Annotated in this window: 22 protein-coding genes and 1 pseudogene; 12 read left to right on the top strand and 11 right to left on the bottom strand. The window is 77.1% G+C overall.

Going from position 1 to position 19,209, the window contains the following annotated elements; all coding sequences use genetic code 11:
- The 3 genes from MY526_RS12900 to MY526_RS12890 all read right to left on the bottom strand — a co-directional run.
- A partial coding sequence (locus MY526_RS12900) for a PHP domain-containing protein (protein WP_436704029.1) occupies positions 1–359 on the bottom strand: 359 nt, incomplete at its 3' end.
- A 73-nt stretch (positions 360–432) separates the two neighbouring features.
- Complete coding sequence (locus MY526_RS12895) at positions 433–918, bottom strand: SAV_6107 family HEPN domain-containing protein (RefSeq protein WP_436693434.1); 486 nt, start codon at positions 916–918, stop codon at positions 433–435.
- Positions 918–1,244, bottom strand: a complete 327-nt coding sequence (locus tag MY526_RS12890; protein WP_436693432.1) for a DUF6504 family protein — start codon at positions 1,242–1,244, stop codon at positions 918–920. Before MY526_RS12890 ends, MY526_RS12895 begins: the two co-directional genes overlap by 1 nt.
- Positions 1,245–1,470: 226 nt before the next feature.
- Here MY526_RS12890 and MY526_RS12885 point away from each other — a divergent pair, with 226 nt between their 5' ends.
- From MY526_RS12885 to MY526_RS12860, 6 genes are read left to right on the top strand one after another with little or no spacing between them, the layout of a single operon-like run.
- Positions 1,471–1,980: a YbaK/EbsC family protein gene (locus MY526_RS12885; RefSeq protein ID WP_436693430.1), complete on the top strand. Its 510-nt coding sequence runs from the start codon at positions 1,471–1,473 to the stop codon at positions 1,978–1,980.
- Positions 1,977–2,564 carry a GNAT family N-acetyltransferase gene (locus MY526_RS12880; RefSeq protein WP_436693428.1) on the top strand — a complete coding sequence of 196 codons (588 nt, stop codon included), beginning with the start codon at positions 1,977–1,979 and terminating at the stop codon, positions 2,562–2,564. The genes MY526_RS12885 and MY526_RS12880 overlap by 4 nt, the downstream gene beginning before the upstream one ends.
- Positions 2,561–4,204, top strand: coding sequence for a phytoene desaturase family protein (locus MY526_RS12875; RefSeq protein ID WP_436693426.1), 1,644 nt, complete (start codon positions 2,561–2,563; stop codon positions 4,202–4,204). Before MY526_RS12880 ends, MY526_RS12875 begins: the two co-directional genes overlap by 4 nt.
- Complete coding sequence (locus tag MY526_RS12870; protein WP_436704028.1) at positions 4,201–5,007, top strand: carotenoid biosynthesis protein; 807 nt, start codon at positions 4,201–4,203, stop codon at positions 5,005–5,007. The genes MY526_RS12875 and MY526_RS12870 overlap by 4 nt, the downstream gene beginning before the upstream one ends.
- On the top strand, positions 5,004–6,170 hold the full coding sequence (locus MY526_RS12865) for a glycosyltransferase family 2 protein (protein ID WP_436704027.1): 1,167 nt from the start codon (positions 5,004–5,006) through the stop codon (positions 6,168–6,170). Before MY526_RS12870 ends, MY526_RS12865 begins: the two co-directional genes overlap by 4 nt.
- Positions 6,167–6,817 carry a flavin reductase family protein gene (locus MY526_RS12860; protein ID WP_436693420.1) on the top strand — a complete coding sequence of 217 codons (651 nt, stop codon included), beginning with the start codon at positions 6,167–6,169 and terminating at the stop codon, positions 6,815–6,817. Before MY526_RS12865 ends, MY526_RS12860 begins: the two co-directional genes overlap by 4 nt.
- Before the next feature lie 3 nt (positions 6,818–6,820).
- Here the strand turns inward: MY526_RS12860 and MY526_RS12855 are convergent, their stop codons facing one another.
- Both MY526_RS12855 and MY526_RS12850 read right to left on the bottom strand, forming a co-directional pair.
- A complete protein-coding gene (locus MY526_RS12855) occupies positions 6,821–7,798 on the bottom strand; it encodes a carbohydrate kinase family protein (protein ID WP_436704026.1) in 978 nt (325 codons plus the stop codon).
- A gap of 119 nt (positions 7,799–7,917) precedes the next feature.
- The gene (locus MY526_RS12850) at positions 7,918–8,574 is read right to left on the bottom strand and encodes a CDP-alcohol phosphatidyltransferase family protein (RefSeq protein WP_436693416.1); all 657 of its coding nucleotides are present in this window, start codon (positions 8,572–8,574) and stop codon (positions 7,918–7,920) included.
- A gap of 69 nt (positions 8,575–8,643) precedes the next feature.
- Here MY526_RS12850 and MY526_RS12845 point away from each other — a divergent pair, with 69 nt between their 5' ends.
- The gene (locus MY526_RS12845) at positions 8,644–9,450 is read left to right on the top strand and encodes a lipase family alpha/beta hydrolase (protein ID WP_436693414.1); all 807 of its coding nucleotides are present in this window, start codon (positions 8,644–8,646) and stop codon (positions 9,448–9,450) included.
- Positions 9,451–9,480: 30 nt separating this feature from the next.
- On the opposite strand, the gene MY526_RS12840 is transcribed toward MY526_RS12845, so the two are convergent.
- Genes MY526_RS12840 through MY526_RS12830 form a run of 3 tightly spaced genes read right to left on the bottom strand, consistent with a single transcriptional unit; the run spans position 9,481 to position 12,301 of the window.
- Positions 9,481–10,290 (bottom strand): ABC transporter permease, encoded by an 810-nt coding sequence (locus MY526_RS12840; RefSeq protein ID WP_436693412.1) that lies wholly within the window; start codon positions 10,288–10,290, stop codon positions 9,481–9,483.
- A complete protein-coding gene (locus tag MY526_RS12835) occupies positions 10,287–11,198 on the bottom strand; it encodes an ATP-binding cassette domain-containing protein (protein WP_436704025.1) in 912 nt (303 codons plus the stop codon). The genes MY526_RS12840 and MY526_RS12835 overlap by 4 nt, the downstream gene beginning before the upstream one ends.
- Positions 11,195–12,301 carry a transcriptional regulator gene (locus MY526_RS12830; protein WP_436704024.1) on the bottom strand — a complete coding sequence of 369 codons (1,107 nt, stop codon included), beginning with the start codon at positions 12,299–12,301 and terminating at the stop codon, positions 11,195–11,197. Before MY526_RS12830 ends, MY526_RS12835 begins: the two co-directional genes overlap by 4 nt.
- A 131-nt stretch (positions 12,302–12,432) precedes the next feature.
- Between MY526_RS12830 and MY526_RS12825 the strand changes: the two genes are divergently transcribed.
- Positions 12,433–13,341, top strand: a complete 909-nt coding sequence (locus MY526_RS12825; protein WP_436704023.1) for a hypothetical protein — start codon at positions 12,433–12,435, stop codon at positions 13,339–13,341.
- Between the two features lie 2 nt (positions 13,342–13,343).
- On the opposite strand, the gene MY526_RS12820 is transcribed toward MY526_RS12825, so the two are convergent.
- Complete coding sequence (locus tag MY526_RS12820) at positions 13,344–13,655, bottom strand: type II toxin-antitoxin system VapC family toxin (protein WP_436704022.1); 312 nt, start codon at positions 13,653–13,655, stop codon at positions 13,344–13,346.
- Positions 13,656–13,700: 45 nt separating this feature from the next.
- Between MY526_RS12820 and MY526_RS12815 the strand changes: the two genes are divergently transcribed.
- Entirely contained in the window at positions 13,701–14,333 is a 633-nt protein-coding gene (locus MY526_RS12815) for a hypothetical protein (RefSeq protein WP_436704021.1), read from the top strand.
- Here the strand turns inward: MY526_RS12815 and metF are convergent.
- Positions 14,323–15,225: a methylenetetrahydrofolate reductase [NAD(P)H] gene (gene metF / locus MY526_RS12810; RefSeq protein WP_436693400.1), complete on the bottom strand. Its 903-nt coding sequence runs from the start codon at positions 15,223–15,225 to the stop codon at positions 14,323–14,325. The genes MY526_RS12815 and metF overlap by 11 nt on opposite strands.
- Positions 15,226–15,401: 176 nt before the next feature.
- On the opposite strand from metF, the gene MY526_RS12805 reads away from it, so the two are divergent.
- The 3 genes from MY526_RS12805 to MY526_RS12795 are packed head-to-tail and all read left to right on the top strand — an operon-like array spanning position 15,402 to position 19,014.
- Positions 15,402–16,529, top strand: a complete 1,128-nt coding sequence (locus tag MY526_RS12805) for a polyprenyl synthetase family protein (RefSeq protein ID WP_436693399.1) — start codon at positions 15,402–15,404, stop codon at positions 16,527–16,529.
- Positions 16,529–18,064: a phytoene desaturase family protein gene (crtI, locus tag MY526_RS12800; RefSeq protein ID WP_436704020.1), complete on the top strand. Its 1,536-nt coding sequence runs from the start codon at positions 16,529–16,531 to the stop codon at positions 18,062–18,064. Before MY526_RS12805 ends, crtI begins: the two co-directional genes overlap by 1 nt.
- Complete coding sequence (locus MY526_RS12795; protein ID WP_436693395.1) at positions 18,061–19,014, top strand: phytoene/squalene synthase family protein; 954 nt, start codon at positions 18,061–18,063, stop codon at positions 19,012–19,014. Before crtI ends, MY526_RS12795 begins: the two co-directional genes overlap by 4 nt.
- On the opposite strand, the pseudogene MY526_RS12790 reads toward MY526_RS12795, so the two are convergent.
- A pseudogene (locus MY526_RS12790) lies at positions 19,011–19,160 on the bottom strand (lycopene cyclase domain-containing protein); the annotation flags it as partial. The gene MY526_RS12795 and the pseudogene MY526_RS12790 sit on opposite strands and share 4 nt — an antisense overlap.
- Positions 19,161–19,209 lie beyond the last annotated feature (49 nt).

Genomic DNA, 19,209 nt, shown 5'->3' with positions numbered 1-19,209 from the left:
GCCGGCACCCGGCGGCCGGACCCGGCCCGCCCGGCCCGCCCGGCCGGCGCGTCCGGCCGCCGGGCCCGGCTCAGCTCCGCCGAGTGCCCACCACCGAGGACCGGGGCGAGGGCCGGCGGCACCGTGCTGTCCACCGTGGGGACCACCGCCAGTTCCACCCCGAAGATCGGGCGCAGGTCAGCCGCCCGGCAGGCGAGGGCGAACTTCACCGCGCCGTAGAGCCCGTCGCGGTCGGTCAGCGCCAGCGCCCGCATGCCGTGCTCGGCCGCCCGGGTGACCAGGTCGGCCGGGTGGTTGGCCCCGTACTGCATGGAGTAGCCCGAGGCGACGTGGAGGTGGACGAAGGGGTCGACAGTCACGAGTCCGACTCGCTGGCGCTCGTCGGCCGCGTTCCTGGCAGTGCTGTGTCCCTTGGTGAGCTCGCGAGCTCGCTCACTTCCCGTTCCGGTGCTCGGAGCCGCCGACCACCCGCGGCCGCGCCCGCCGGGGGGACTCGGACGCCGGGGTGCTGCCCAGGATGGTCTCGACCACGGAGAGGAAGGCGCCGACGTCGCGGACCAGGTCGTCGGCCTCCCGCTCGGTGACCGCCCGGGAGAGCCCGGCCTCCGCGGCGGCCCGCTTGGCGGCACCGGCGGCGAAGAAGGTGGCCCACTCCTCCAGTTCCGGCGCCACCTGGCCGAGCAGCACCCAGGCGCTGCGCGGCCGCCGGCGACCGGACTCCGGGCGGGTGCGGGCGGCCAGCACCGCCGCGGCAGCCCGCAGCGCGCCCAGGTGGGCGGTGGCGTAGCGCTGCCGCGCATCGGTGCTCGCCGCCGCCTCGGCCAGCGCCCGGGAGGCCTGGTCGAGCAGCTGGGTGGCCGCCGGGGGCAGCGGCGGGGGCAGGGGCAGCTGGTCGGCCATGACGCGGACGGCGCCCATCAGTCGTGCACCCGCACGAGCGACCAGCGGTTGACCGTGGACTCCCAGCTGAGGTCGAAGACACCGGCGAAGCTCATCCGTGACCGGCCGGCCCGCACCGCCTCGACCCGCCACACCTCGCGGGTGGCGACCAGCTCGGCCGAGGCGCCCCCGGCGGCCTCGGGTTCCCGCTGCCACCACGGCGCGGTCTCCACCCACGAGTCGAGCAGCTCGCCCACGACGTACCGCGACTGCCCGCGCCAGAACTGTGCCGGACCGAGCGCCCCGCGCTCGACCTGGACCTCCTCACCGACCCGACCGCCGACCCCACCCAGCACCCGGCTCATGACAGACTCCCCACCGCTCCGCGCCGCCCGGCCGGCCCCGGCCCACCGCACCGGGTGGGGAAGGACCCGGGTGCGGTGGGAGGCCGGCACGTGTGTTCGAACGCGTGTTCGAACACGTCGAGTAGACCCGACCCTGCTGACGACGTCAAGCGGGGCGCGCAGGGTGTGGCGGCGGGCGCGTCGGGGACCCCAGCGGAGGCCGGGGGGCGATGGCAGGATTCGACCCATGAGCCGACCCGAGCACCCGCGGGTGGCGGCCATCGCCCACCTCCTGGCCCAGGCCGGCGCGGCCGGGGACGTGCGCGAGCTCCCCGAGGGTGCCCGCACCGCCGCGGCGGCCGCCGCCGGGCTCGGGGTCCCGGTCGGGGCGATCGCCAACAGCCTGGTGTTCGACGTCGGCGGCGCGCCCCTGCTGGTGCTCACCAGCGGCGCCCACCGGGTCGACGTCGGGAAGGTCGCCGCGCTGCTCGGCGTCCCGGGTCTGGCCCCCGCCTCCCCCGACTTCGTCCGCCGGCACACCGGCCAGCCGATCGGCGGCGTCGCGCCGATCGGGCACCCCGAGCCGATCGGCACGCTCGTCGACGTGGAGCTGGCCAGGTACGAGCAGGTGTGGGCCGCCGCCGGGCACCCGAACGCGGTCTTCCCGACCACCTACGACGAGCTGCTGCGCCTGACCGACGGCACCGCGGCCGAGGTGGGCACCGGCCCGACCACGCTCGCCGAGGCGGCTCCGTGACCGGCACGACGCCGGCTGCCCGCGTCACCGAGCTGCCCACCCGGTGGCTGCGTGACCACATGCACGAGGCGCTCGCCATCTACGGCGCGGCCATGGGCTACGCGCCGTCGGTCGTCGCCGGCCGGTACGGCTACGCCATCCAGCACACCGAGCGCTCCGGGTTCCGCGCCGTGGGCGCGTTCGTCGAGTCCCCCGAGGGCGAGACCCTGGTCGGCTTCGGCTACGGCTACCTCGTCGCGCCCGGCCAGTGGTGGCACGACCAGGTGCGCGCCGCCCTGGACCGGCGGACGGCGAAGCGCTGGCTGCCCGGCGGCTTCGAGGTGTGCGAGCTGCACGTGCACCCCGACCACCAGAGCCGCGGGCTGGGCCGGCAGCTGCTGCACGCCCTGCTCGAGGGCCTGTCCCACCCGGCGGCCCTGCTGTCCACCCCGGACAACGACACCAAGGCCTTCCGGCTGTACCACGCCGACGGCTTCGTCGACCTCGCCCGCAACTACCACTTCCCCGGCGACTCCCGGCCGTTCGCGATCCTCGGCGCCCGCCTCCCGCTGCGGCCGCCGCCCCCGCGCTCCGACCGCGCGTGACCGGCGCCGACACCTCCGTCGACGCCGTCGTCGTCGGCGCCGGGCACAACGGGCTGGTCGCGGCCTGCTACCTGGCGCGGGCGGGACTGCGCGTGGAGGTGGTCGAGCGCGACGAGGTGCTCGGCGGGGCGGTGTCCACCGTCGAGCGGTGGCCCGGCGTGCGCGTCGACCGCGGCTCCAGCGCGCACGTCATCATCCGGCAGAGCGGCATCCCCGAGGAGCTGGAGCTCGCCGCGCACGGCCTGCGCTACGTCGACTGCGACCCGTGGGGCTTCGCTCCCGCCCCCGCGCCGGGCGACCCCGGTCCGGACGGGCGGCCGCTGGTCTTCTCCGTCGACCTCGACGCCACCTGCGCGTCGATCGAGGCGGCCTGCGGACCGGCCGACGCCGCCGCCTACCGCCGCTTCGTCGACGTGTGGGCGCCGCGCAGCCGGGCGGTGGCCGCCTCCTTCGGCCGGCGCCCCGACGCGGCCGGCCTGCTCCGCTCGTTCTGGCCGCTGGGCGCCCCGGCCGGGGGCCGGCCGCGCACCCCCGGCGGCGATCTCGCCGTCGACTTCCTCGGGTCCGGCGACGCCCTGCTCGACCGCTGGTTCACCAGCGAGCGGCTCAAGGCGGCGCTGGCCTGGTTCGGCGCGCAGTCGGGCCCACCGATGTCCGAGCCCGGCACGGCCGCGATGGTCGCCTGGGCGACCCTGCTGCACGACGTCCCACCCGGTCACCCGGTCGGCGGCTCCGGCGGGCTCACGCAGGCGCTGCGCCGCCGGCTGGAGGCCGACGGCGGGCGGGTGGTGCTCGGCGACGGCGCCGCCGCGCTGCTGGTCGAGGGCGGCCGGGTCACCGGGGTGCGGACGACGTCGGGACGGCGGGTGGCCGCCCCGGTCGTGGTCGCCGCCTGCCACGTGCTGGCCACCCGCGACCTGGCCGGCGCGCACGCCCCACCCGCCCTCGCGCGGGCCGCCCCGCCGCTGGGCAACGGCTTCGGCCTCGTCGTCCGGGCGCTGACCGACGCCCCGCCGGCCTATCCCGGCGTCCCGGCCGAGCAGGCGCTGGGCGGCCTGCAGCTGCTGTGCACCGACCGCGCCCAGCTCGCCGCGGCGCACGGCGACTGGCTGGCCGGCCGGCTGCCGCGCGAGCCGGTGCCCCTGGCGATGTGCTTCTCCGCGAGCGACGACACCCTCGCCCCGCCGGGGCAGCACGTGGTCACCGTCTGGGGGCAGTGGTACCCGTACGCGCTGGCCGACGGCACCGACTGGGACGCCCTCGCGGAGGCGGAGGCCGCCCGGCTGATCGGGGCCGTCGACCGGTTCGCCCCCGGCCTCGCCGACTCGGTACAGCGGCTGTACGTCCAGACGCCACTGTCGCTGGAACGGGAACTGTCCCTGCCGCGTGGCAACGTCATGCACGTGGAGATGGGGCTGGCCAGCATGTTCGTCCTGCGGCCCACCCCGGCGCTGTCCGGGTACCGGGTGCCCGGGCTGCCGGGGCTCTACCTCGCCGGCGCCTCCACCCACCCCGGCGGCGGGGTGTCGGGCAACTCCGGCCGGACCGCCGCCCGCGTCGTGCTGACCGACCGGGGCCTGCCCGCCCGTGCCCGCGCCGCGGCCGGTCGGGTCGCCCGCCGGCTCGGGGCCCGCGCGTGACCGGCGGGCCGGCGCTCCGCACGGGCAGCCGTGCCGCGCTGCTGCCCTGGGTGCCGGCGGTGCTGCTCGTCGTCACCGCGATCGGCTACCCGCTCACCGACGGCACCGCCCGCACCGCGGTGAGCTGGGCGATCGTGCTGCTCGGGTCGGCGCTGTCGGTCGGACACGCCGCGGTCAGCCGGGGCGCGCGCACCGGCGCCGGCGTGCTGGTGACCACGGCCGCCACGGCGGTGGTGTTCGAGGCGGTCGGCCTGGCGACCGGCGTCCCGTACGGCTCCTACACCTACAGCGACGACCTCGGCCCGACGCTGCTGGGCGTGCCGTTCCTCGTGCCGCTCGCCTGGCTGATGATGGCCTGGCCCAGCTGGCTGCTGGCCGCCCGGCTGACCCGGGACGTGCGCGCGGGGTGGCGGCGGCCGGCCCGGGTCGGCGTCGCCGCCGCCGTCTTCGCCGCCTGGGACGTCGTGCTGGACCCGCAGATGGTGCAGGCCGGGTTCTGGACGTGGGCGCACCCGCGGCCGTCGCTGCCCGGCATCGACACCGTGCCGCTGACCAACCTGGCCGGCTGGCTGCTGGCCGGGGTGGTGCTCATGACGCTCCTGGACCTCCTCGTGGAGCGCACCGCCGCCGGTCCGGCGCGCGCCGGCGACGGCGCTCCGCTGCTCGCGCTGGCGTGGATGACCCTCGGTGGCGCGCTCGCCCACGCCGGCTGGCTGGATCTGCCCGGGTCCGCGGCCTGGGGGGTCGTCCTCGCCGTCCCGGTGGTGGTGGCGCTGGTGGTCCAGGCACGGCGGGCGCGGTGACCGGGCGCGGACGGTCCCCCAGCGGTGCCGGCGGCGCCGGCCTGGTGCGCGGCCTCGCCGCGACGGCGGTCGCCGGGGCGGTGCACGCGGCGGTCAACGCGGCCCTGCTGCGGCGACCGCCGGACCGGCCGCCGCCGGTGCGCCGTCCGGTCACCGTGGTCGTCCCGGTGCGCGACGAGGAGGCGCAGGTCAGCGGCTGCCTGACCGCGGTCCTGGCCCAGCAGGGGGTGCCCGACCTGAGCGTGGTGGTGGTCGACGACGGCTCGACCGACGGCACGGCCGCGGCGGTGCGGGCGGTGGACGATCCCCGGGTGCGGCTCGTGGCCGCCGGCGACCCGCCGCCGGGCTGGCTCGGCAAGCCGCACGCCTGCGCGCGGGGTGCGGCCGGCGGGGCCGACGACGGCGTGCTGGTCTTCGTCGACGCCGACGTGCGGCTGTTCCCCGACGCGGTCGCCGGCGCGGTCGCCGTGCTCGAGGCGCACCGGCTGGACCTGGTGTCCCCGTGGCCGCGGCCGCTGACCGGCACACCGGCCGAGCGGCTGGTGCAGCCGCTCGGGCCGTGGCTGTGGGTCACCACGCTGCCGGTGCGCGTGGCCGAGCGGTCGCCGCGGCCGTCGCTGACCGCGGCCAACGGGCAGTTCCTGGTCGTGACGCGGGCGGCGTACGCGGCCGCCGGCGGGCACGCGGCGGTGCGCGGCGAGGTGATCGAGGACGTCGCGCTGGCGCGGGCGGTGAAGCGGGCCGGCGGCCGGGCGGTGCCGGTCGACGGCTCGCGGCTGGCCGCCTGCCGCATGTACGAGGGCTGGCCGGCGCTGCGGGCGGGCTACACCAAGTCGCTGTGGGGCTCGGTCGGCGGCTCGCCGGCCGCGACGGTCGCCGTGGCGGCCGGGCTGACCGCCGTGTGGGTGCTGCCGCCCGTGGCGGCGCTCCGCGGGTCCCGCGCCGGGCTGGCCGGCTACGCGGCGGGGGTCGCCTCGCGGGCGGTGTCGGCCGCCGCCACCGGCAGCCGGGTGTGGCCGGACTCGCTGGCGCACCCGCTGTCGGTGCTGCTGTTCGACGTGCTGCTGGCCGGCTCGGTCGCCGGCCGCCGCCGGGGCACGCTGTCCTGGCGCGGCCGCCCGGTCGGTCGGCGCCCGCCGGCGCGGGAGACGATGGCGGGGTGACCAGCCCGGACGCGCGCGTGGAGTTCGACCCGGCCGCCATGGACGGCAACGCCTTCTACCGCGTGCTCAACTCGGTGGTGGTGCCGCGCCCCATCGCCTGGGTCTGCAGCCGGTCGGCGGACGGTGTGCTCAACCTGGCGCCGCACTCGTTCTACACCGTCGCCTGCGTCGACCCGCCGGTCGTGCAGTTCACCTCGGTCGGCCGCAAGGACTCGCTGCGCAACGTCGAGACGACTGGCGAGTTCACCGTCAGCCTCACCCCCGAACCGCTGTTCGAGCAGGTCAACGCCACGGGCACCGACTTCCCGCACGGCGTGAGCGAGGCCGAGCAGTGCGGCGTCCGGCTCGAGGACAGCCGGCGGGTCACCGTCCCCCACGTCGCGGAGTCTCCGGTCGCGGTCGAGTGCACGCTGCACTCGACCCTGCGGCTGGGCGACAGCACCGTCGTCTTCGGCCGAGTGCAGCTGATCACGGTGTGGGAGAGCGCGGTGCGGGACGGCCGGCCGCGGATCGAGCAGCTGCAGCCGCTGGCCCGCCTGGGCGGCAACGAGTGGTCGACGATCGGCGAGGTCAGGGAGATCCGGCGGATCTCCTACCGCCGCTGGTCGGAGGACCCCTCCATCGGCGAGCACCTGCGCGACGACTGACGCTCACCCGGGCAGGTGGGGGGCGACCTCGTCGGCGGCGTCGGTGCCGAACGCGGCGGCGAACCGCTCGAGGAACGGCTGCTTGAGCAGCGTGTACTCCTGGGTGCCGATCACCTCGACCGCCTCGGTGGCCACCGCCGAGCCCAGCTGGGTGGCCCGCTCCAGACCCAGCCCCCACATCCGGCCGGCGATGAACCCGGCGCGCAGGGCGTCACCGCCGCCGGTCGGCTCCACCGGCTTGGTCTCCGGCACGGCGATCACCGAGATCGGCTCGGCGTCGGCCTGCCGGACCAGCACGCCGTCCGCCGCCCGGGTGGTGACCCACACGCCGACCCGGTGCAGCACCTCGTCGGCGGTCCACTCGGTCTTCTGCAGCAGCAGCGCCGCCTCGTACTCGTTGGTGAACAGCACGTCGGCGCCGTCCACGAGCTCGCGGATCATCTCGCCGTCGGCCCAGGCCAGCTGCTGGCTCGGGTCGGCGGCGAAGCGGTACCCGCGGGTCCGGCACTCCTGGGTGTGCCGGACCATCGCCGTCGGGTCGTTGGGGCCGATGACGACGATGTCCGGGTCGCCCACCCGCCGGGCGACCGGCGCGAGCTCGATCGCGGACGCCTCGCTCATCGCGCCCGAGTAGAACGAGGCGATCTGGTTGTTCACCGCGTCGGTGGTGCAGACGAACCGGGCGGTGTGCTTGAGCTCCGACCAGTGCACGCTGCCGGTGTCCACCCCGTGCCGGTTCAGCCAGGCCTGGTAGTCGGCGAAGTCGCTGCCGACGGCGCCGACGAGCACCGGCCCCAGCCCGAGCAGTCCCAGCCCGTAGGCCATGTTCGCGCCCGCGCCTCCGCGGTGCTGGACCAGGTCGTCCACCAGGAAGGACAGCGAGACGTTCTCCAGCTGGCCCTCGACGAACTGCTCGGTGAACTTCCCGGGGAAGGTCATGAGGTGGTCGGTGGCGATCGATCCGGTGACGACGACGGGCACGGGGCGCTCCCTCGGTGTGGCGACGGGTGGGACGTCCGGCGCGGGGTCGGGCCCAGGTGAACGGCGGGTGGCTGGCACCGCACACCCTAGGAGGCCAGCCGCCCGGACGCCCAGCGGAGTCAGTCGGCCAGCGCCCTCCGCAGCGCCGTCCCGAGCTGTGCGACGCCGGCGACGCCGAGCAGGCAGCCCGCGGCGGTGCCGCAGGTCACCACCGCCGCGACGACGTCCAGGCCGGACAGCACGCCGGCTCCGCCGAGGGTGAGACCGGTCATCGCCACCCGCGTCGGGCGCTCCCACACCGAGACCGCGCCGGTCTCGGCGACCCCCGCCTGGCCGGCGCGGGCGCGCAGGTAATCGGGCAGCCAGCACAGCGCCCCGTAGGCCGCGGCCAGCCAGCCCGGCGCGCCGGCGACCCACAGTGCGGCGGCGAACGCGGCCTCGCTGAGCCGGTCCACCGCGGAGTCCAGCACGAATCCGCGGCGCGAGGCCCGGCCGGTGGCGATCGCGAGGGCTCCGTCGAGGGAGTCGAGGACGGCGGAGACCCCCACGAGCACCCCGGCCAGCACCAACCACGGCCCGCCGGCCCAGGCCGGGACCACGGCGGTGACGGCCACGGCCAGCCCGAGCGCGGTGGCCGCGATCGGCGGCAGGCCGGCCAGCGGGCGGGCCAGCGCGTAGGCGCCCGACAGCCAGCCGCGGACCAGCCGGCTCCCGGCCGGATCCGTCCCGCCGTGCCAGTCCGCCCACGCCGCCAGGTACTCGTCCCGGCTCAGCACGGCGCTCCTCGCACCCCCGCAGTCCACCAGTCCCGCCGCCTCCGGGCACGCACCGGGCACAGTGGAGGGGTGTTCGCCGGCCTCGCACCCGCCCGCCGCCGGCTGGTGGTGGGGGTGCTGGCCCTGCTCGTCGCCGCCGTCCTGGTCGCCGCCACGGCGCTGCTGCTCGACCGGTCGCCGGGCACGGCCGGCGGGCCGATGGCCCAGGACCGGCCGGGGCCGGTCCTGCTGGTCCCGGGTTACGGCGGGTCGGTGCGGTCACTGGATCCCCTCGCCGACCGGCTGACCGCCGAGGGGCGGGACGCGACGGTCGTGCCGGTCCCCGGCGACGGCACCGGCGACCTCGCGGCCGCGGCCGACGCCCTGGCCGCCGCCGTGGACGAGGCGCTGGAGCGGACCGGAGCCGGCAGCGTCGACGTCGTCGGCTACTCGGCCGGTGGGGTGGTCGCCCGGCTCTGGGCCGCCGACGGCGGTGCCGACGTCGCCCGCCGCGTCGTGACGCTCGGCTCGCCGCACCACGGGACCACGATCGCCGACCTGGCCGGCGCCGTGGCGCCGGGCCGCTGCCCGGAGGCCTGCCGGCAGATGACGACGGGCAGCGCGCTGATCGCCGCCCTCAACGCCGGCGACGAGACCCCCGACGGCCCGGCCTGGGTGTCGATCTGGACCGAGCAGGACGAGACGGTGACCCCACCGGAGTCCGCGCGGCTGGAGGGGGCGCTGAACCTGCCGGTGCAGTCGGTCTGCGCCGGCGCCCGCGTGGGCCACGGCGACCTGCCGCGCGACCCCCTGGTGCAGGCCATGGTGCTCGCCGGGCTCGGCCCCCGGGAGCCCGCCGAGCTGGGTCCCGCCGACTGCGCGCGCCTCGGCGGCTGACGCGAGCCGACCCCGTCCCGACGCGAGGTCTCAGCTGGTGACGTCCTTGGTGGTGAAGTTCGCCCACGCCGCGGCCAGCAGCACCCCGACGTAGACGCCCTGCAGCGCCAGGCCGCGGGTGACGTCCCGCCACAGGACCGGGTCGCGGAACAGGTCGACGAAGGCCAGCCAGTAGCGCGTGGGCAGGTACGGCGCGATCGGTGAGGCGGCGTCGAGGGTGAACAGCAGCGAGGACGCGACCAGCACCGCGAGCGCGCCGAGGGCGGCGGCCAGCGGCGAGTCGGTGAGCGTGGAGAAGAACAGCCCGAAGGCGGCGACGCCGAGCATCGACACCGTCACGTACCCGATGGCCAGCAGCGTGCGCGCGAGGAGCTCCTCCGGGGTCAGCGAGGTGCCCGACACCGACGTCCCCGCGAGCGGCCGGGCGTCGAACAGCGCCGTCCCCACCAGGTAGCCGACCCCGGCCACGACGAGCACGGTGACCAGGACGAAGGCGACCACCGCGACCAGCTTGGCCACCAGCAGGCGGGTGCGGCCGGCCGGGCGGGCCAGCAGGTAGCGCAGCGTCCCGGCCTGGGCCTCCCCGGCGACCGAGTCCCCGGCCACCACGGCGACGGCGACGGGCAGGAACAGCGGCAGCACGATGGCCAGGGCGGCGAGCGGGAACAGCGCCCCGTTGGTGAGGACGGCGGACAGGAACGGCGGCCCCTCCCCCGGCCGCGGCGCGAGGTCGGTGAGCTGCAGCAGCACCGCCACGAGCACCGGCAGCGCGTTGAGGACGGCGATCGTCACCCACGTGCGCGGCCGGCCGAACAGCTTGCGCAGCTCGACGCCGATCACCGCGGCCCCTCCACCCGGTCGGGGCTGGCGCCCGCCGCGGCGAGCACCACCTCCTCCAGCGAGGGCCGCTGCAGCGCCAGCGCGGTCACCGGCACGCCCGCGCCGACGAGCAGCGCGTTGACCTCGGCCGGGTCGTCCCCGCGGACCACCACGCGGGTGCCGTCGACGGAGAGGACCCGCCCGTCGAGCACCGCCCGGGCCCGGTCGGCCGCCGGCGTGGTGACGAGGGTCGCGCCGGTGGGCGCGGTGAGCGTGGCCAGGTCGTCCTGGAGCACGAGCCGGCCGCGGTCGAGCACCCCGACCCGCGTGCACAGCTGCTCCACCTCGGCGAGCAGGTGGCTGGACAGCAAGACCGTCGTCCCGCCGCGGTGCAGGTCGAGCAGCAGCGCGCGGACCTCGGTGATGCCCTGCGGGTCCAGGCCGTTGGTCGGCTCGTCGAGCACGAGCAGCTCGGGCCGCCGCAGCAGGGCGGCCGCCAGCCCCAGCCGCTGGCGCATGCCGAGGGAGTAGGCCCGGACCGGACGGCGGCCGACGCCGCTCAGGCCGACCTGCTCGAGCACCTCGTCGATCCGCCGCCGTCGGGTGCGGCGCGGCCCGCCGGGGCCGGCGGCGTCGACCAGGGCGAGATTGGCCCGGCCGGAGAGGTGGCCGTGGTGCGCGGGCCCCTCGACCAGCGCGCCGACGCGCGGCAGCACCCGCCGGCCGGCGCGCGGCATCCGCTCCCCCAGCAGCTCCACCTCGCCGCTGGTGGGCAGCACCAGCCCGAGCAGCATGCGCACCGTCGTCGTCTTGCCCGACCCGTTGGCGCCGAGGAAGCCGTAGACGTCGCCGGCGCGGACGTCGAGGTCGATGCCGTCGACGGCGCGCAGCCGGCCGTACCGCTTGACCAGCGCGCGGGTGCGGATCACCGGGCGGCCCCGGGCAGCGCGGCGGCGGCCTCGGCCAGCGCGTCGAGGGTGACGGTCCCGGTGAGCACGTACGCGCCGCCGCGGGGCCGGTCGACCACCATCAGCCCGAGCGGGCCCGCCGACAGCCGGGCGCCGAGCTCGTCGACGACGGCGTCCGGGCTCCCGCGCAGCGCGCGGCGCAGGCCGCCGGCCAGCCGCGGCGACACCGGGGCGACCGCGAGCAGGGTGACGCCGCGGCCGTACACCCCCACGGCGGGCGGCACGCCCTCGAGCGGGCGGCGGGGCAGCCCGGCCAGCTCGCCCGGCAGCGGCACCCGCATCGCGCGCCGGCCGGCCTCGGCCAGGAGGTCGTCGGTGTCCGGCGCCGTCCCGACCGACGCCTCCGGCGGCGGGGTGAACGCCACCACCGCGGCCGGCGGGACGGCGAGGTCGAGGTCGAGGAAGCGGGTGTCCAGAGCCGCCCGGGCGGCCCCCGCGGCGACGACCTCCACCTGCAGGGGCAGGCCGGTGGCGGGGTCCACCCACACGTCGACGCGCGCCACGGAGGACGCGGGCTCGGCCGGGACCAGCCGGACGCCGAGCGCCTCCCGGCCGGCCACCCGGCGGGCGCCGATCCGGGACAGCTCCCCGTCGGCGGCCTCCGACAGCAGCCGCCGGCCGAGCGGCGCGGGCAGCAGGTCCGGCGCGGCGGGCAGGGCGAGCGCCCCGGGCCCGCCCCGGACGGCGGCGAGCCCCTCGTACTCCCAGGTCCAGGTCCCTCCGGGGTCGCGGTGCACGCCGGTCTCCCCCGCGGCGGTGAGGACGTCGACCCGGTTCTCGGTGGGCCCGCGCCACCACACCCGCATCGTCGTCCGGTCGCTGAGCAGGTCGGCGACGCCGGTCAGCTGGTCGGTCACCGGCAGGCTGAGCCCCCCGGCCGACACCGCGAAGCCGGAGAACCCCACGTCCGCGCTGGCCAGGACGGCGTCCCGCAGCTCGGCCGCGGGGACGTCGGCGTCGTCGGCGGGCAGCGCGGCCACCAGCGAGGGCAGCGCGACGAGGGTGCCGACCAGCGCTCCGACGACCGCCCAGCGCCGGACCGCCCCGTGCGCCCGCGCGGCCATGCGGCCAACGTACGTGCCGGCCGAGGTCGCGACGGCGTGGGAGCCCGCTCCGGTGCCCGACTCGGGCACCCTGGAGGGAACGGGATCGTGCGCGCGGACGGGCGACCGGCCGCGGCGGGGAGGACGAGGACATGAGTGCGGGTGGCCCCGGGGCCGAGGAGCTGTGGCCGACCCGGTACCTGACCGCCGGCCAGCTGGTGGTCCTCCGGTCGCCGCGTCCGCCGGCGTGGGCCCCGGCTCCGCCGCCGAGCTGGACCCAGCTGCGGGACGCCGCCGTCCGGCTGGACTGGCTGGACCGGATCGGCCGGGAGTGGCTGCGGCTGCCCCCGAACCAGCAACTCGCGATCGCCCTGCTGCTGTTCTTCTTCACCGCCGGGGTCGGGCTGCTCGTCCCGGTGGCCGGTGTCGTGGTGCACCGGTACCGCCGCGAGGAGGCCGCCGTGGTCCCCGCCGCGCCGCCCGCAGCCCCGCTGTCCCTGTCGCCCGAGGCCGCGCTCGCCGCCTGGGACACCACCGAGGCCCGGATCGCCGCGGCGGCCGGCCGGGCGTGGGCGGAGACGGTCCGCGAGCCGGCCTGGCAGTCGCCGTTCCTCGCGCAGAGCCGGGCGGCGTTCGACGGGCAGGCCGAGGTGGACCGGATCGTCGACCTGGCGCTGCGCATCCGGCAGGCCCGCGTGTCCCTCGGCGTCCGACCGGCCGGGCCGGCCGCGGAGTACTGGGACCGCCAGCTCACCGCCCTGGAGAACGCCGCCCGGCAGCTCGGCCGGCGCGCCGACGCCCTCATCCGCTACCGGGACCAGACGGCGCTGCTCTCCGCCGAGCTGCGCACCCTCACCGACCTCGAGCGCCTGGAGCGCAGCGCGGCCGAGATCGACGGGCTGACCATCGAGACCGCCTCCACGCCGCTCCGGGGGGACGGCGGGATCGACACCGTCGCCGAGGAGATCGCCGGCGTCCGGATGGCGATGACCGAGCTGGTCGACCTCATGACGCGCACCCGCGCCCCGCTCGCCGAGCCGCCCGACCCGTACCGGGTCTGAGGTCAGAGGACCTCGACCCGCGCCGCGTGGTCAGGGGCCCGGGCCAGCCGGGTGTCACGCGTGACCAGGGGGCAGTCGAGCGCCTCGGCGAGCGCCACGTAGGCCGCGTCGTACGCGGACAGGGTCTCCCTCAGCGACAGGGTGCGACGCCGGAGCGCGTTCCCGGCGGGCCACCGCTCCAGGGGCAGGGTCTCGAAGTCCGCGAGCAGGTCGTCCGCACGGGCGGCACCGAGCGCGTCCCGGCGCAGGAGCCCGCGGAGAGCCGACACGACCTCGTGGTCGATCAGCGCGGGGGCGTGCAGGTCCTCCGCCACGAGGCAGGTGCGTGCGGGGGGCGGTCGGGCGGGTAGAGCCCTTCCATGGCACCCATCAGTGACGCGGTCGTGGTCGACGTCCTCCGCCGGGTCGACCGGCTGACCGCCCCGCTGGTTCGCCGGCTGGGCCGGCCGGCGACCCTGCCGCAGGCCCAGCGGGACCAGTGGTGGGCCCTTCAGCTGCCCCAGGTCGCCGCCGGGATCAGCGCCGCGCCGCGGTTCGCCGGCAAGCTCGCGGACCTGTTGCCGCTGCAGAACACCGTCGGCGCGGCGGTGCAGGCCCTCGTCGTCGGCGGGGTGGCCAGTGAGCACGGGATCGAGGCGCCGGCCGAGCGGGTCGCGCTCCTGGCCCGCGTGCTGCTCGACCGGGACCTGCCCGCCGCGCGGGTCGAGCCCCTCCTGCAGCGCTCCCGGGGCAGCTACGCCGACGAGGCCTTCGGCGCCCGCAGTGACCGCGCCGGGCTGTGGGGCAACGTCCGCACACTGTGGCGGGTGGCCCGGCTGCTCGGCCGGATCGACGACACCCTCGACGCCCGCCCCAAGGGCAAGCTGCACCACCGGTTCCTGTCCAACGTCCCCGTGGTCGGGGTGCTCGGCGGCTACGCGGCCGAGCGGGAGGCCCTGCGCCGGGCCGCGGACGCCGCCGCGGCGCTGGGCCCGGTCGCCGTCAGTGGGTGACGCCGACCGCGGCCAGGTTGGCGTAGACCTCACGGGTCGCCGTCGAGCGGTTCATGGTGATGAAGTGGATGCCGGGCACACCCTCGTCCAGCAGGGTCCGGCACAGCTGCGTGGCCACCTCGACGCCGAGGGCCCGGACGGCGGCCTTGTCCTCGGGCCGGTCCCCGTCGAGCTCGGCGAACCGGGCGGCGAGGTCGGACGGGAACGCCTGCCCCGACAGCTGGACGATGCGGACGATCTGCTTGGCGTTGGTCACCGGCATGACGCCCGCGATGATCGGGACGTCGCAGCCCCGGGCCACCACCCGGTCGCGCATGCGCAGGTAGTCCTCGGGCCGGAAGAACATCTGGGTGATCGCGAAGTCGGCGCCCGACCGGCACTTGCGCACGAACATCTCGACGTCGGTCTCGAAGTCCGGCGACCGCGGGTGCCGCTCCGGGAACGCCGCCACGCCGACGCAGAAGTCGCCCATCGTCCGGATCAGCTCCACCAGCTCCGCGGCGTAGCGGAGCCCCTGCGGGTGGGCCACCCACTCCGCCTGCGGATCGGCGCCGGGCGGGTCGCCGCGCAGCGCCAGCAGGTTGCGCACACCGGCGGCGGCCAGCCGGCTGACCACGTGCCGCAGCTCGGCGACGCTGTGGTCGACGGCGGTCAGGTGGGCCAACGGCGTCATCGTCGTCTCGGTGGCGATCCGCTCGGTCACCGAGACCGTGCCCTCGCGGGTCGAGCCGCCGGCGCCGTAGGTGACCGACACGAACGACGGGTGCAGCCGCTCCAGCTCACGCAGCGCCGTCCACAGGTGCGCGGCGCCGTCGGCGCTCTTGGGCGGGAAGAACTCGAACGACCACGTCGGCCGCGCGGAGGCGAGCAGCTCTCGCACGGTGTGGGACATGGGCACAGAGGATACGGAGCACCGGGTTCCCGATCCTGCATCCACCGGGCGCTGTCCGGGCGAAGAGGTCGTGGCGAGTGCCCACGTCCGGACCCAGGAGGCTGGTGGCGATGACCCTGACCGCGGAACCACGGCCTGCGGCGGCACCCCCCGCGCACGCGGGAGATACTTGGTCGATGACCGCCGGGGCCCAGCAGCGCGCGTCGACGGCCCTCCCCCCGGCACCGCCGATCGCCGTCGCCGAGCTCGACCGCGTCCGCGCGGCCGTCTCCGCCGCGCTGAGCGGGTTCCTCGACGTCCAGCGGGAGACCCTCGCGGCCATGGACGACGCCCTGCTGCCCGTCGTCGACGAGGTGCGCGCGCTGGCCGACGGCGGCAAGCGGCTGCGCCCGCTGTTCGCCTACTGGGGCTGGCGCGGAGTGCGCCCGGAGGGCCCGACCGAGGACGACGCCGCGGTGCTGCGGGCGGTCGCGGCCCTGGAGTTCGTGCACGCCAGCGCGCTGGTCCACGACGACGTCATGGACGGCGCCCTCACCCGCCGCGGGCGCCCCGCGACCCACGTCGGCTTCGCCGGCCGGCACGGCGACGGGCGGCTCGCCGGCGACGGCGAGGCGTTCGGGGTGGGCGCCGCGATCCTCGTCGGCGACCTCGCGCTGGTCTGGTCCGACGAGCTGCTGCGCCGCTCAGGGCTGTCCCCCGCGGCGCTGACCCGCGCCCGCGCGGTGTGGGACACCATGCGCACCGAGGTCACCGCCGGCCAGTACCTCGACCTGTTGCGGGCCGCCGGCGGCCTGCCCGGCCCCCAGGGCGCGCTGACCGTGGCCCGCTACAAGAGCGCCGGCTACACGGTGCAGCGGCCGCTGCAGCTGGGGGCGGCGATCGCCGGCGCCGGCCCGTGGGCCACCGACGCGTACACCGCCGTCGGCCTCCCGCTGGGCGAGGCTTTCCAGCTCCGCGACGACGTCCTCGGGGTGTTCGGCGACCCGGCGGTGACCGGCAAGTCGGCCGACGACGACCTGCGCGAGGGCAAGCAGACGCTGCTCATCGCCCTCACCGAGGAGGCCACCGACGACGCCGGGCGCCGGCTGCTCGCCGAGCTGCTGGGCAACCCCGACGCCGGCACCGAGGACCTCGACGCCCTGCGCGCGCTCATCGAGGACACCGGTGCCCGGACCCGCGTCGAGGAGCGGATCGCCGAGCGCACCGCACTGGCGCGCACCGCGATCGCGCAGGCCCCGATCGCCGACGACGCCCGCCACGCGCTGGACGCGCTCGCCGTCGCCGCGACCAGCCGCACCGCCTGATGATCCGGACCGTCCCCGGCCGCACCGACCGCGTGGTCGTGGTCGGCGCCGGCCTGGCCGGGCTCTCGGCCGCGCTGCGGCTGCGCGGTGCCGGCCGCGAGGTCACCGTCGTCGACCGCGGCCCCGGCCCCGGCGGGCGTGCCGGCCGGATCGAGGCGGGCGGTTACGCCCTCGACACCGGGCCGTCGGTGTTCACCGCGCCCGAGCTGGTCGCCGACACCCTCGCCGCGGTCGGCGAGAAGCTCGAGGACCGGCTGCCGCTGGTGCCGCTGGAGACCACCTACCGCGCGCAGTTCGCCGACGGGTCGCGTCTCGACGTGCACGCCGACCCCGACGCCTTCGCCGCCGAGGTCGAGGCGCTGTGCGGTCCGGCCGAGGCCGCCGCGCTGCGCCGCTACCTCGCCGACCTGGCCGAGCTGTACCGGCTGCAGGTGGACACCTTCATCGACCGCAACCTCGACACCCCGCTGGACCTGCTCGGCCCCGAGCTCCTCGCGCTCGCCCGCCGCGGCGGGTTCCGCCGGCTGTCGAGCCACGTGGCCCGCGCCTTCACCGACGACCGGCTGCGCCGGCTGTTCAGCTTCCAGGCGCTGTACGCCGGGGTGAGCCCGCAGCGGGCGATCGCCGCCTACGCGGTGATCGCCCAGCTCGACATCGGTGCCGGGGTCTGGCACCCGGTCGGCGGGATCGCCGCCGTCCCCCGGGCGCTGGCGGCCGCGGCCGCCGACGCCGGGGTGGCCTTCCGGTACGGCACGGCGGTGCGAGGGCTGGAGGCCTCCGGGCGGCGGGTCACCGGCGTCCTCCTCGACGACGGCGAGCGGCTGCCGGCCGACGCCGTCGTGGTGACCGTGGACGCCCCCGAGCGCCTGGTCCCCGGGTTCTCCCGGCGCCGCAGGCCGGTGTACTCGCCGTCCTGCGTGGCCCTGCACGTCGGGGTGCGCGCCGAGCTGCCCGGTCAGGCGCACCACACGATCAGCTTCGGCGCGGCGTGGGACGAGGTCTTCCGTGAGCTCACCCGGGACGGCCGGCCGATGACCGACCCGAGCCTGCTGGTCAGCATGCCGTCGGTCACCGACCGCGGCCTGGCCCCCGACGGCGGCCAGGTGCTGAGCATCGTGGCCCCCACCCCGAACCTGGACCCGCACAGCGGCGGCAACCCCGGCCTGGACTGGACGACGCTGGGCCCGCGCTACCGCGACGAGGTGCTGGCCACCCTCGAGGCCCGCGGCTGGACCGGCCTGACTGGCGCCATCGAGGTCGAGCACCTGGACACCCCGCTGACGTGGGCGGCACAGGGCATGGCCGCCGGCACCCCGTTCGCCCTGGCCCACACCTTCGGCCAGACGGGGCCGTTCCGGACGCCGACGTTGCCGCGCCGCGGGCCGGAGAACGTCGTCCTCGCCGGCTCCTCGGTGCAGCCGGGCGTGGGCGTGCCGATGGTGGTCATCAGCGGCCGGCTGGCCGCCGAGCGGATCACCGGGCCGGCCTCGAGGGCCAGAGTGGCCACAATGGCCCCCTCGGAGGGGCGGCGATGACCGGCCTGGACCGCCCGCTCACCATGGCGCAGCGGCAGGAGCGGCTGGACGCCGCCTACCGGCACTGCGCCGCGATCGCCGCCCGGCACGGCAAGAGCTACCACCTGGCCACCCGGCTGCTCACCGCCGGCCGCCGTCCGGCCGTGCACGCCCTCTACGCGGCCGCCCGCACCGCCGACGACCTGGTCGACCACCCCGGCGCCGACCCCGCCGGCGACCTCGCCGACTGGTCCCGCGCGGTGCTCGCCGAGCTGGAGGCCGGCTGGTCCGACGACCCGGTCCGCCTCGCGCTGGTGCACACCTACCGCCGGTACGCCATCCCCGTCGAGCACCTGGTCGACTTCCTGGCCGCGATGACCAGTGACCTCGAGGTCACCGGCTACGCCGACCTGGACGCCCTCGACCGGTACATGTGGGGCTCGGCGTCGGTGATCGGGCTGCAGGTCCTGCCGGTGCTGGGCACGGCGCCGGGGGTCCTCCGCGAGGAGGCCGCGCCGCACGCGATCGCGCTGGGCGAGGCGTTCCAGCTGACCAACTTCCTGCGCGACGTCGCCGAGGACGTCGACCGCGGCCGGGTCTACCTGCCGGCCGACCTCATGGCCGCGCACGGGGTGACCCGCGGGCAGCTCGAGGAGAAGCGGTTCGACGACCGGTTCCGCGAGCTGATGCGGGAGATGGTCGCGATCGTGCGCCGCCGCTACGACGACGCCGCCCCCGGGACGCCGATGCTGGCCCCGGAGTCCCGCGACTGCGTGCGGGCGGCGACCGCCCTCTACGGCGGCATCCTCACCGAGATCGAGCGGGCCGACTACCGGGTGCTCGACCGCCGGGTGTCGGTGTCCAAGCCGCGCCGCCTGGCGGTGTTCGCCCGCCGGTTGACCGCCGCCCAGCTGGCGAGGGTGAGGGTGACCATGGCGAAGCCGAACAGCAGGTCCTCCACCGGGGCGTAGGCGATCCGCGGGCCCCAGACGGCGTCGCGGTCGTAGACGACCACCTCCAGCCCGGTGAGCACGCCGTTCACCAGCAGCTGGAAGGTCACCACGATCGCGTAGGCCACCCAGAACACCGGTCGGGTCACCATGCGGGTGCGGTACACGGCCAGGTCCACGACCAGGACGGCGACGACCGCGAGCACCGCCAGCGTC

It is taken from the genome of Geodermatophilus sp. CPCC 205761 (genome assembly GCF_051383655.1).
Taxonomy (GTDB): Bacteria; Actinomycetota; Actinomycetes; order Mycobacteriales; family Geodermatophilaceae; genus Geodermatophilus.
The sequence above is the reverse complement of the archived record's forward strand: the minus strand, read 5'-3'. Positions and strand labels throughout refer to the sequence as shown.